Consider the following 12,947-nt stretch of genomic DNA (forward strand, 5'->3'; position numbering starts at 1 on the left):
GCGAATGCGGTGTAACAGTCAACATCAATGCTGAATGCTACACCGCATTCGCGAGCAAGCCCGCTCCCACAGGGGGTTCTGGTGTACTGGAAAACCGGTATTTACAAGTCGCCGTAACCCAGCGAACGCAGTGCGCGCTCGTCGTCGGACCAGCCGCCCTTCACCTTGACCCACAGGTTGAGCATGATCTTGGAGTCGAACAGCAGCTCCATGTCCTTGCGCGCTTCGGTACCGATGCGCTTGATGCGCTCGCCCTTGTCGCCAATGATGATTTTCTTCTGCCCGTCACGCTCGACGAGGATCAGCGCGTGGATGTGCAGGGTTTTGCCCTGCTGCTTGAACTCTTCGATTTCGACGGTGATCTGGTACGGCAGCTCGGCGCCCATCTGACGCATGATTTTCTCACGCACCAGTTCGGCGGCGAGGAAACGGCTGCTGCGGTCGGTGATCTGGTCTTCCGGGAAGAAGTGATCGTTTTCCGGCAGGTGATCGGCAATCACCTTTTCCAGCGCATCAAGGTTGTGACCGTGCTGAGCGGAGATAGGGATGATCTGCGCGTTCGGCAGCTGTTCCTGCAACCAGCTCAGGTGCGGCATCAGCTCGGCTTTGTCTTCGATGCGGTCGGTCTTGTTCAGCGCGACGATCAGCGGGCCGGTCACGTACTGCACGCGCTCCAGGACCATCTGGTCTTCTTCAGTCCACTTGGTGCGATCGACCACGAAGATCACCACGTCGACGTCTTTCAACGCCGCCGAAGCGGTCTTGTTCATGTAACGGTTGAGCGCTTTTTCGCCACCTTTGTGCATGCCGGGGGTGTCGACGTAGATCGCCTGCACGTCACCTTCAGTCTTGATCCCGAGCATGTTGTGACGGGTGGTCTGCGGCTTGCGCGAGGTGATCGCCAGCTTCTGGCCGAGGATGTGGTTCAGCAGCGTGGACTTGCCCACGTTGGGACGGCCGACGATGGCAACGTAGCCACAGCGAGTTGCGTTTGTATCAGTCATTGCCATTCTCCACGCCTAGGGCAATCAGTGCTGCGGCGGCCGCTACCTGTTCGGCAATACGACGACTCACACCTTGACCTCGGCTTTTTTCATTCAGTAAGACAACTTCGCACTCGACGAAGAAGGTTCGGCAGTGCGGCTCACCCTGGATGTCCACGACCTCGTAACGAGGCAGTTCGCAACCGCGCGATTGCAGGTGTTCCTGCAGGCGGGTCTTGGGATCCTTGTTGGTGTCGACCAGCGTCAGGCCTTCGAACTCGCCGGTCAGCCAGGCCAGTACGCGCTCGCGGGCGACGTCCATGCCGGCGTCAAGGTAGATCGCACCGATCAACGCTTCGAGGGCATCGGCCAGAATCGATTCGCGACGGAAACCGCCGCTTTTCAATTCACCGGAACCCAGACGCAGGTAATCACCCAGGTCAAAACCGCGCGCCAGTACAGCCAGCGTCTCACCTTTCACCAGACGTGCGCGCAAACGCGACAACTGGCCTTCGCGGGCCAGCGGGAAGCGATCGAACAGCGCCTCGCCAGCGACGAAGTTGAGGATGGCATCGCCGAGGAATTCCAGGCGTTCATTGTTGCGCCCGGCAAAACTGCGGTGCGTGAGGGCCAGGAGCATCAGCTCCTGATCCTTGAAGGTGTAACCGAGCTGTCGCTCGAGACGGCTTAATGAGGCGCTCACGGTTTACCCACGCTGATATCAAAGCTGGATTCCACCGCCATCGCCGGGATACGGCGCAGGCCTGGGACAATTAACGCTGTGTTCAAAAATTACGTCCTGAATATCGTGGCTTCATGCCCTGAAGTCGATTGTAGCGACTCCAGAAATGCATTCGGCGCTGTGGTCAACAGCGCCGTGTGTGATTACTTGATCAGGCCAACCCGCGAAAAATTCGGCAGGTGACTGAGTTTCGGTTCCGGCCAGCTCATCCAGACCGCGAAGGCCTTGCCGACGATATTCCGGTCGGGAACCATGCCCAGCAGATCCTTGGGAATGTTCGGGTCATCCCAGTAGCGACTGTCGTTCGAGTTGTCGCGGTTGTCGCCCATCATGAAGTAGTGCCCGGCCGGCACGGTCCACGAATGGTCCGGGGTGGCGCGGTAGCGGCTCATTTCCTTGCGGATCAGGTGCTCGGCAGCGCCGAGTTTTTCCTTGTAGAGCTCTGCGCTGCCCAGCGTGCCCGGCTCGGAGCCGACCAGTTGCTCGGCAATCGACTCACCATTGACGAACAGACGCTTGTCAGCGGTATAACGAATGGTGTCGCCCGGCAGGCCAACGACACGCTTGATGTAGTTGACGTTCGGGTCGCTCGGGTAGCGGAACACCATCACATCGCCGCGCTGCGGATCACCGACTTCGATGATTTTCTTGTCGATCACCGGCAGGCGGATCCCGTAAGAAAACTTGTTCACCAGAATGAAGTCGCCGACGTCCAGGGTCGGTTTCATCGAGCCGGACGGAATCTGGAACGGCTCCACCAGGAACGAACGCAGCACCAGTACGATGAACAACACCGGGAAGAACGACTTGCCGTATTCGACCAGCAGCGGCTCTTTGTTCAGCTTCTCGACCACCACGACGTCGGGCTGGCTGACACTGCCTTGATAAGAGGCAATGGCGGCACGCCGACGCGGTGCAAGAATCAACAGATCGAGCAACGCCAACAGGCCGCAGACGAACACGGCGATGACCAGCAACAGCGGGAAATTTAGTGACATAGGACCTAACTATCCAACCTGAGCACTGCAAGGAAGGCTTCTTGTGGAATTTCCACGTTGCCGACCTGCTTCATGCGTTTTTTACCGGCCTTTTGCTTCTCGAGCAGTTTCTTCTTACGGCTGACGTCACCGCCGTAGCATTTGGCCAATACGTTCTTTCTGAGCGCCTTGACGGTTGTCCGTGCGACGATCTGACCGCCAATGGCGGCCTGGATGGCCACGTCGAACATCTGACGAGGAATCAGTTCTTTCATCTTCTCGGTCAATTGGCGACCTTTGAAGTGCGAGTTGTCACGGTGCACGATCAACGCCAGGGCATCGACCTTGTCGCCGTTGATCAGCACGTCCAGTTTCACCAGATTAGCCGATTGGTAACGATCGAAATGGTAGTCCAGCGAAGCATAGCCGCGGCTGGTGGATTTCAGGCGGTCGAAGAAGTCCAGGACCACTTCGTTCATCGGCAGGTCATAAGTGACTTGCACCTGATTGCCGAGGAACAGCATGTCGACTTGAACGCCACGCTTCTCGATGCACAGGGTGATGACGTTACCCAGGTGTTCTTGCGGCACGAGGATATTGGCGCGCACGATTGGCTCGCGCATGTCTTCGACGGCCGAGACATCCGGAAGCTTGGACGGGTTGTCGACGTAAATCGTTTCACCGGTTTTCAGCACCAGTTCGAAGATTACGGTCGGCGCCGTGGTGATCAGGTCCAGGTCGTATTCGCGCTCGAGACGCTCCTGGATGATTTCCATGTGCAGCATGCCGAGGAAGCCGCAACGGAAGCCGAAGCCCAGCGCGTCGGAGCTTTCCGGGGTGTACTGCAGCGACGAGTCGTTCAGGGTCAGCTTCTGCAGCGCTTCGCGGAAATCTTCGAAGTCGTCGGAGCTGACCGGGAACAGGCCGGCGTAAACCTGTGGCTGAATGCGCTTGAAGCCCGGCAGTACCGGAACATCCGGGGTCGAGCTCAGGGTCAGGGTGTCACCGACCGGCGCACCGTGAATGTCCTTGATGCTGGCAATGATGAAGCCCACTTCGCCGGCCTTGAGGTCAGCGGTGGCGGTGTGTTTCGGGTTGAATACACCGACGCTGTCGACCAGGTGGATCTTGCCGGTGGACTTGACCAGGATCTTGTCGCCCTTCTTAACGCGGCCATGACGCACGCGCACCAGGGAGACAACGCCCAGGTAGTTATCGAACCAGGAGTCGATGATCAACGCTTGCAGCGGATCTTCGATGTTGCCGGTTGGCGCAGGAATGGTCGTTACCAGACGCTCGAGCACCTCGTCGACACCCAGGCCGGTCTTGGCGCTGCAGGTGACGGCGTCAGTGGCGTCGATACCGATGATCTTCTCGATTTCGTCTTTGACGCGATCAGGATCAGCCTGTGGCAGGTCGATCTTGTTCAGCACCGGCATGACCTCAAGGCCCTGCTCGATCGCGGTGTAGCAGTTGGCCACGGACTGGGCTTCTACGCCCTGACCGGCATCGACCACCAGCAAGGCACCTTCACACGCGGCCAGGGAACGGCTGACTTCGTAGGTGAAGTCGACGTGCCCCGGGGTGTCAATGAAGTTCAGCTGGTAGGTGACGCCATCTTTGGCTTTGTAATAGAGGGTAACGCTGTGGGCCTTGATGGTGATCCCGCGTTCACGCTCCAGATCCATGGAATCCAGTACCTGGGCTTCCATTTCACGCTCGGCCAGGCCGCCGCACATCTGGATGAAGCGATCGGCCAGCGTCGACTTGCCATGGTCAATGTGGGCGATGATGGAGAAATTGCGGATATGACTCAAATCACTCACGGATCAACACTCAAAAAGGCTGCAGGCATGGCCCGCCGAAAAATAGCCGGGAATTGTACCTGATACACGGCGCAAGCGTCACGTTCGCCTGTCACCCGGATTGCATGCAAAAACGCCCCGATCTGTTGATCGAGGCGTTTTCAGGGTTCAAGCGCAGGATGAAAGCTTGTTCATCACCCGGCTCGTCGCAGCAGCCAGACACCCGCCAGCGCACACACACCGGCCGGTACCAGCACCGCAAACAGTGGCGAGAAACCGAACACCAGACTCGACGGGCCGAGCAAATCCTGGACGATGCGGAAGGTGAAGCCCACCAGCACGCCGGTGAATACCCGCTGACCGAGGGTCACCGAACGCAGCGGACCGAAGATGAAGGAAATCGCCATCAGCACCAATGCTGCGGTCACCAACGGCTGCAACACCTTGACCCAAAATGCCAGCCAGTAACGGCCGTTGCTCAGGCCCTGCTCCGACAGATAGTGGATGTAGCCCCACAGCCCGCTGATCGACAGTGATTCCGGCGCCATGACCACGGTGCTGAGCAGTTGCGGGCTCAATGCCACATCCCACTGCTCGCTCGGGGCATTGACGACTTCAGTGCTGCGCTCATGGAAGAGCGTGGTGGCAACGTCGGTGAGCTGCCAGTTAGTGCCGTCGAACTCGGCCTTCTTGGCAAAACTCGAACTCAGCAGATGGCGTTCCTTGTCGAAGTGATAGCGGGTCACGCCATACAACAGACCGTTGGGTTGAACGGCGTTGATGTGGATGAACTCCTCACCCTGACGGTGCCACATACCGTGCTTGGCGCTTTGCGCGTCGCCGCTGCCCTGCGCCAGAGAGCGATTGGCCTGAGCCATGCTTTCGGTGGCCGGGGCGACGTATTCGCCAATCAAAACGCCGGCCAGCATCAGCACCAGCATCGGCTTCATCACCGCCCAGACGATCCGGCCGATCGACACGCCAGCGGCGCGCATGACGGTCAGTTCGCTGCTGCTGGCCAGACTGCCGAGGCCGATCAGGCAGCCAATCAACGCGGCCATCGGCAACATTTCGTAGAGCCGGCGCGGCGCGGTCAGCAGAACAAAACTCAGCACGTCGACCAATGTGTAGGTTTCGCTGACGTCACCCATCTCATCGATAAAGGCAAACAGGGTCGCCAGACCGAGAATGATTGCCAGCACGGCGATGATCGCCATGAACACGCTGCTGCCGATGTAGCGGTCGAGTTTAACCACGGGCCACCTCCAGCGTTGCAGCGCGACGGCTGGCCATCTTCAGGCGCAGCGGCTCCCAGTACAACAGGCCGAGGCCAATGACCAGGAAGATCGCATGCACCCACCATAAGCCGAGCGCCGGTGGAATCTTGCCTTTTTCAAGGGCGCCGCGGGCGGCAATCAGGATGGTCAGGTAAGCCATATAAAGAAGAATCGCCGGCAGCAGCTTGAGGAAACGCCCTTGACGTGGGTTGACTCGCGACAGCGGCACCGCCATCAGGGTCACGATAAATACCAGCAACGGCAGGGACAGGCGCCATTGCAGTTCGGTCTTGGAGCGGATGTCGTCACTGCCCAGCAGAGACGACGTCGGCATGGCGTCACGGTCGGTGACTTCTTCGCTGACGTCCGGCTTGGGCAGCAATACGCCATAGTTTTCGTAATGAATGGCGCGGTAATCGGCCTGGCCCGGGCTGCCGTCGTAGCGGTAGCCGTTATCGAGGATCAGGTAGCGATTGCCATCGGGGCGGACTTCCTGACGGCCCTTTTCGGCCACCAGCACGGAAATCCCACGGCCTTTCTGATCGGCGCCGAGGTTCTTCTGCGAGATGAACACGCCGCCCAGATTGACGCGATCGTCGCTCAGGGTTTCGGTGTATGTCACCCGGGTTCCGTCACGCAGGGCCTGGAAGCGACCCGGCTCGAGGGTGTCGAATTCGGTCAGGGCGTCCTGCTTGTTCAGCAGCAACTGGAACTGATTGGCGCCTTGCGGGGCCAGGCCCAGGCTCAACCAGGCCACGACCAGTGCCACCAGCGTTGCCGGAAACAGGGTCATGCGAAACAGCTTCTGCTGACTCATGCCCGTGGCCGAAAGCACGGTCATTTCGCTTTCCAGGTACAGGCGACCGTAGGCCAGCAGGATCCCGAGGAACAGGCCCAGCGGCAGGATCAGTTGCATGAAACCCGGCAGGCGATAGCCCATGATCAGGAACAGCGAGCCCGGGTCGAGCTGACCGGCAGCGGCCTGAGCGAGGTATTTGATGAAGCGACCGCTCATGATGATGACCAGCAGCACGGCACTCACGGCACTGAGGTTCAACAGGACTTCGCGGGACAGATAACGGAAGACGATCAAACCAGACACTCCAGGGTTGTCAGGCTAAGGCGGCCAAACAAGCAAACACATCGACCGGCCCGCAACGCAGAGCCGTCGAAAAAAGATGCGGCATTATCCTGTGATTGAGGGCGCCTGTCACTGCGCACACTCATCCATGCGTGCAATCCTTTGAAGATCGTCCAACCTAGGGGGCGTTCTCAATTAGTTTTCACACCGCGCCGGGTCTGCTGTTGTGCAGGGCAAGGCGCGAGAAGCGTGGTTTGGTCATTCCAAATAAGCTTCGAGCAACGCAGCCCTGCACAACAGCAGGCCCGGCCCTTCGGGTTGTGCCTTAAAGCCGGCCAGTCTGCGTTGCAGGCCTTGGAAAGGGAACAACCATTTCCAGCGGCCTGCGCCTTGCCTGGCTGGCTTTAAGGCGACAACGCGGTGTGGAAACTAATTGAGAACGCCCCCTAGGGTTGTCAGGCGCGGGGAGCGAGGTTCAAACTGCGGCCCTTGTCGCAGGCTTCGGCCTGCGCCTCTTCTATCTATAAGCAGGCGACTGCGGACACCGTCGAACGCCTGCGTGTTGACCATTCATTCAGGGATCCGGACATGGAACTGGTTGTAAAAAGCGTTAGCCCAGAAACGTTGAAAACCGCCACCCTGGTGGTTGCCGTCGGCGAAGGCCGCAAACTCGGTGTCGCCGCCAAACAGGTCGACGAACTGAGCGGTGGCGCGATCAGCGCCGTACTCAAGCGTGGCGATCTGGCTGGCAAGGTCGGTCAAAGCCTGCTGCTGCACAGCCTGCCAAACCTCAAAGCCGAGCGCGTGCTGCTGGTCGGCGTGGGCAAGGATGAAGAACTGGGCGACCGCCCGTTCCGCAAAATCGTTGCCGGCATCCTCAACACCCTCAAAGGCCTGGGCGGCAGCGACGCCGTGCTGGCGCTGGATGAAGTCATCGTCAAAGGCCGCGACAGCTACGGCAAGACCCGCTTGCTGGCAGAAACCCTGGTGGACGGCGAATACACCTTCGACCAGTTCAAGAGCCAGAAAGCCGAACCGCGCGCCCTGAAGAAAATCACCCTGCTGACCATCAAGGCTGCACAAGCCGAAGTGCAGCGCGCCGTGAATCACGCTACCGCGATTGCCAATGGCATGGCGTTCACCCGTGATCTGGGCAACCTGCCGCCGAACATCTGCCACCCGACCTTCCTTGGCGAGCAAGCCAAGAATCTGGGCAAAGAGTTCAAGGATCTGAAAGTCGAAGTGCTCGACGAGAAGAAGATCAAATCCCTGGGCATGGGCTCGTTCTATGCCGTCGGCCAGGGCAGCGAACAGCCGCCCCGCCTGATCGTCATGCAGTACAACGGTGGCAAGAAATCCGAGAAGCCGTACGCGCTGGTTGGTAAAGGCATCACCTTCGACACTGGTGGTATCAGCCTGAAACCGGGCGCCGGCATGGACGAAATGAAGTACGACATGGGCGGCGCTGCCAGCGTGTTCGGCACCCTGCGTGCCGTGCTTGAGCTGAAACTGCCGATCAACCTGGTGTGCATCCTTGCTTGTGCGGAAAACATGCCGAGCGGCAATGCGACCCGTCCGGGCGACATCGTCACCACCATGAGCGGCCAGACCGTGGAAATCCTCAACACCGACGCCGAAGGCCGTCTGGTGCTGTGCGACGCCCTGACGTACTCCGAGCGCTTCAAGCCGCAAGCGGTGATCGACATCGCCACCCTGACCGGCGCTTGCGTCGTTGCCCTGGGCGCGCACACCTCGGGCCTGCTGGGCAACAACGACGAGTTGATCAATCAACTGCTCAGCGCCGGCAAGGCTGCCGACGACCGCGCATGGCAACTGCCGTTGTTCGATGAGTACCAGGAGCAACTGGACAGCCCGTTCGCTGACATCGCCAACATCGGCGGGCCGAAGGCCGGCACTATCACCGCCGCATGCTTCCTGTCGCGCTTTACCAAGAACCTCAACTGGGCGCACCTGGACATCGCGGGCACCGCATGGACCAGCGGCGGCAAGGACAAGGGCGCCACCGGCCGTCCGGTGCCACTGCTGACCCAATACCTGCTGGATCGCGCCAAAGCCTGAAACCGATGACTGCGGGCGGCGCTTCTTTTTTGCAGCGCCGCTTTCAGCTCAGGAACCGCAATGACCAAAGTCGACTTTTATATCCTGCCCAGCGCCGATCCCTCGGCACGCCTGGACTTTGCCTGCAAGCTCACCGAGAAAGCCTGGCGCATGGGCCACCGCATCTACCTGCATTGCAGCGATGCCGCCCAGCGCGAAGATCTCGATGCGCGGCTGTGGGCGTTCAAGGGCGAAAGCTTCGTGCCCCACGGCCCGGCCGACAGCGAACCGGAAGGTTTGATTGTGTTGGGGTTGGGCGATGACTGCGGCGAGCATCAGGATTTGCTGGTCAATCTCGACCTGAAAGTCCCGGCCTTCGCCAACAAATTCGCCCGTGTGGCGGAAGTGGTGGTCGAAGATCCGACGATTCGCGCGGCTGCGCGGGAGAGTTTCCGTTTCTACCGCGAACAGGGCTATCCTCTGCAAGATCACCGTTTACAGCGACTCTGAGCATTCCTATGGACACTCCGAAACCGCAGCAAAAGTCCGCACACCTGTTGGACGATCTCGAATCGATCCGCCAGTTGCTCGGCGATGACAACCTGCAACCGCCCCTGCTGACCGACACGGTCGATGACGGTGAACAGGAACAGATTCCGATGTTGTTCGAGGCAATCGGCTCCGAGCCAGCCGCCGTCGAACCACCACCGGCTCCCGCCCCGGCACCTGCAGCGCAACCTGCAGCGACCGTCGACAAAGGCCCGGATGCCCTGCTGCACCTGGACAGCGAACTGCGCGCCGCCGCGCAATTGATCATGCAAGACGTGATCGACGACTTCGCGCCGCACATCGAGACCGAAATCAAACGCCGCCTCGATGCGCGGATGGAACGGTTGCTCAGCCAGTACGAATAACCCCCCCGATCCCTGTAGGAGCTGCCGCAGGCTGCGATCTTTTGACTTTGGTTTTAAAAAAACAGAATCAAAAGATCGCAGCCTTCGGCAGCTCCTACAGAAAGCTTGCGTCCACCCGCCCCTCCCCCGCTCGCCCTCGGCCCCATGCCCCGCTATACTTCCCGGCTTTTCCTGAATAAATGCCAATAGGGTCCCGCCGCGCATGGATAAGACCTACCAGCCGCACGCCATTGAAACTTCCTGGTACAACACCTGGGAGTCCGAGAACTATTTCGCACCGCAAGGCGCGGGCGATTCCTACACCATCATGATCCCGCCGCCGAACGTCACCGGCAGCCTGCACATGGGTCACGGTTTCAACAACGCGATCATGGACGCCCTGATCCGTTTCCGCCGCATGCAGGGTCGCAATACCCTGTGGCAGCCGGGCACCGACCACGCCGGTATCGCCACGCAGATGCTGGTGGAGCGCCAACTCGAAGCCCAAGGCCAGAACCGCCACGATCTGGGCCGTGAGAAATTCCTCGAGAAAGTCTGGGAGTGGAAGGATCAGTCCGGCGGCAACATCAGCCGTCAGATCCGCCGCCTCGGCTCATCCGTGGACTGGAGCCGCGAGCGCTTCACCATGGACGACGGCCTCTCGGAAGCCGTTAAAGAAGCCTTCGTGCGCCTGCACGAAGACGGCCTGATCTACCGCGGCAAGCGTCTGGTCAACTGGGACACCAAGCTGCACACGGCGATTTCCGACCTCGAAGTGGAAAACCACGACGAGAAGGGTTTCCTGTGGAACCTCAAGTACCCGCTGGCTGACGGCGCAAAAACCGCTGAAGGCAACGATTTCCTGATCGTCGCGACCACCCGTCCGGAAACCATGCTCGGCGACTCCGCCGTCGCGGTTAACCCGAACGATGAGCGCTACAAAGCCCTGATCGGCAAGTTTGTCGAGCTGCCACTGGTTGGCCGCCGCATCCCGATCATCGCCGACGATTACTGCGATCCTGAGTTCGGCACCGGTTGCGTGAAAATCACCCCGGCCCACGATTTCAACGACTACGAAGTCGGCAAGCGCCACAACCTGCCGCTGCTGAACATCTTCGACAAGAACGCCAACGTGCTGCCAGCAGCGCAGGTGTTCAACCTCGACGGTACGCTGAATGACAGCATTGACGGCAAGATCCCGGCTGAATACGCCGGCCTTGAGCGTTTCGAAGCGCGCAAGCAGATCGTAGCCGCGTTCGACGCCGCCGGCCTGCTGGTCAGCGTCGACGACCACGGCCTGAAAGTGCCGAAAGGCGACCGCTCCGGCACCATTATCGAGCCGTGGCTGACCGACCAGTGGTACGTGTCGACCAAGCCTTTGGCCGAGCCTGCGATTGCTGCTGTCGAAGACGGCCGCATCCAGTTCGTGCCGAAACAATATGAAAACATGTACTTCTCGTGGATGCGCGACATCCAGGACTGGTGCATCAGCCGTCAGTTGTGGTGGGGCCACCGGATTCCGGCCTGGTACGACGAGTCTGGCAAGGTCTACGTCGGTCGCGACGAAGCCGAAGTACGCGCCAAGCACAACCTCGGCCCGGACGTTGCACTGCAACAGGATAACGACGTACTCGACACTTGGTTCAGTTCGGGTCTGTGGACGTTCTCCACCCTCGGCTGGCCGGAAAAAACCGAGTTCCTGAAAAAATTCCACTCCACCGACGTGCTGGTCACCGGTTTCGACATCATTTTCTTCTGGGTCGCCCGGATGATCATGCTGACGATGCACTTGATCAAGAACGAGGACGGTACCCCACAGGTTCCGTTCAAGACTGTGTATGTGCACGGTCTGGTGCGTGATGGCCAGGGCCAGAAGATGTCCAAGTCCAAGGGCAACGTCCTTGACCCGCTGGACATCATCGATGGCATCGAGCTGGAAGAACTGGTGCAAAAGCGCACCTCCGGCATGATGCAGCCAAAACTGGCGAAGAAGATCGAGAAGCAGACCCGCGACGAGTTCGCCGACGGCATCGCCAGCTACGGCACCGACGCCCTGCGCTTCACCTTCTGCTCGCTGGCGTCCACCGGTCGCGACATCAAGTTCGACATGGGCCGCGTCGAAGGCTATCGCAACTTCTGCAACAAGATCTGGAACGCTGCGCGTTATGTTCTGGACAAGGGCGAAGACTGCGGCCAGAACGGCGAAGCCTACGAGCTGTCGCTGGCGGATCGCTGGATCATCTCGCAACTGCAACGCACCGAAGCCGAAGTGACCCGTCAACTCGATCAGTTCCGTTTCGACCTCGCCGCGCAAGCGCTGTACGAGTTCATCTGGAACCAGTACTGCGACTGGTACCTGGAACTGTCCAAGCCTGTGCTGTGGGACGAAAACGCTCCGGTCGAGCGTCAGCGCGGCACTCGCCGTACGCTGGTGCGCGTACTGGAAGTGGCGTTGCGTCTGGCACATCCCTTCATGCCGTTCATCACTGAAGAAATCTGGCAGCGCATCGCGCCGCTGGCCGGCATTCAGGGCAAGACGATCATGCTGCAACCTTGGCCAGTGGCCAATGAAGAGCGCATCGATCCGGCAGCCGAAGACGACATCGAATGGCTCAAAGCGCTGATGCTCGGCACGCGTAACATCCGTGGCGAAATGAACATCGGCCCGGGCAAGCCACTGCCGATCTACCTGAAGAACGTCAGCGTTGAAGACCAGCGTCGCCTGACCGAGAACGAAGCGCTGCTGAAGAAGCTCGCGCGTCTGGAATCGATCACCGTTCTGGCCGCTGGCGAAGAAGCACCTCTGTCCGCTACCGCTCTGGTTGGCGAGATGGAAGTGTTGGTGCCCATGGCCGGCCTGATTGATAAGGGTGCCGAACTGGCGCGCCTGGACAAGGAAATCCTGCGTCTGCAGGGTGAAGTCCAGCGTGTTGGCGGCAAACTGTCCAACGCCGGTTTCGTTGACAAGGCCCCAGCCGAAGTCATCGAGAAAGAACGCGCCAAACTGGCCGAGGCTGAACAAGCCTTGGGCAAACTGGCCGAGCAGCACGCGCGGATTTCCAGCCTGTAACGGTAAACCGCAATGAAAAAGGGAGGCCCGCAATGGCCTAATGCTGATCAGTTAAGCCCTT

Annotated in this window: 10 protein-coding genes; 4 read left to right on the forward strand and 6 right to left on the reverse strand. The window is 59.7% G+C overall.

Features of this window, described 5'->3' with window-relative positions; genetic code table 11:
* Window positions 1–101: 101 nt before the first annotated feature.
* From era to lptF, 6 genes are all read right to left on the reverse strand, one after another.
* Window positions 102–1,004 carry a GTPase Era gene (gene era, locus ATI02_RS09750; protein ID WP_003221935.1) on the reverse strand — a complete coding sequence of 301 codons (903 nt, stop codon included), beginning with the start codon at window positions 1,002–1,004 and terminating at the stop codon, window positions 102–104.
* Window positions 997–1,686 (reverse strand): ribonuclease III, encoded by a 690-nt coding sequence (rnc, locus tag ATI02_RS09755; protein WP_095188837.1) that lies wholly within the window; start codon window positions 1,684–1,686, stop codon window positions 997–999. The genes era and rnc overlap by 8 nt, the downstream gene beginning before the upstream one ends.
* Before the next feature lie 182 nt (window positions 1,687–1,868).
* Complete coding sequence (gene lepB / locus ATI02_RS09760) at window positions 1,869–2,723, reverse strand: signal peptidase I (protein ID WP_095188836.1); 855 nt, start codon at window positions 2,721–2,723, stop codon at window positions 1,869–1,871.
* Between the two features lie 5 nt (window positions 2,724–2,728).
* Window positions 2,729–4,528 (reverse strand): translation elongation factor 4, encoded by a 1,800-nt coding sequence (lepA, locus tag ATI02_RS09765; protein WP_095188835.1) that lies wholly within the window; start codon window positions 4,526–4,528, stop codon window positions 2,729–2,731.
* Between the two features lie 173 nt (window positions 4,529–4,701).
* Window positions 4,702–5,763, reverse strand: coding sequence for an LPS export ABC transporter permease LptG (gene lptG, locus ATI02_RS09770; protein ID WP_095188834.1), 1,062 nt, complete (start codon window positions 5,761–5,763; stop codon window positions 4,702–4,704).
* Entirely contained in the window at window positions 5,756–6,877 is a 1,122-nt protein-coding gene (gene lptF, locus ATI02_RS09775; RefSeq protein WP_100846150.1) for an LPS export ABC transporter permease LptF, read from the reverse strand. Before lptF ends, lptG begins: the two co-directional genes overlap by 8 nt.
* Window positions 6,878–7,453: 576 nt before the next feature.
* On the opposite strand from lptF, the gene ATI02_RS09780 reads away from it, so the two are divergent.
* The 4 genes from ATI02_RS09780 to ATI02_RS09795 all read left to right on the forward strand — a co-directional run bounded on the left by ATI02_RS09780 (window position 7,454) and on the right by ATI02_RS09795 (window position 12,886).
* Window positions 7,454–8,944 carry a leucyl aminopeptidase gene (locus tag ATI02_RS09780; RefSeq protein ID WP_100846151.1) on the forward strand — a complete coding sequence of 497 codons (1,491 nt, stop codon included), beginning with the start codon at window positions 7,454–7,456 and terminating at the stop codon, window positions 8,942–8,944.
* 60 nt (window positions 8,945–9,004) lie between these two features.
* On the forward strand, window positions 9,005–9,433 hold the full coding sequence (locus ATI02_RS09785; RefSeq protein ID WP_100846152.1) for a DNA polymerase III subunit chi: 429 nt from the start codon (window positions 9,005–9,007) through the stop codon (window positions 9,431–9,433).
* A gap of 8 nt (window positions 9,434–9,441) precedes the next feature.
* A complete protein-coding gene (locus ATI02_RS09790; RefSeq protein ID WP_095188830.1) occupies window positions 9,442–9,837 on the forward strand; it encodes a DNA polymerase III subunit chi in 396 nt (131 codons plus the stop codon).
* Between the two features lie 202 nt (window positions 9,838–10,039).
* Window positions 10,040–12,886, forward strand: coding sequence for a valine--tRNA ligase (locus ATI02_RS09795; protein ID WP_095188829.1), 2,847 nt, complete (start codon window positions 10,040–10,042; stop codon window positions 12,884–12,886).
* The last annotated feature ends 61 nt before the right edge of the window (window positions 12,887–12,947 follow it).

Origin of the sequence: Pseudomonas baetica (genome assembly GCF_002813455.1) — a bacterium.
Classification (GTDB): domain Bacteria; phylum Pseudomonadota; class Gammaproteobacteria; order Pseudomonadales; family Pseudomonadaceae; genus Aquipseudomonas; species Aquipseudomonas baetica.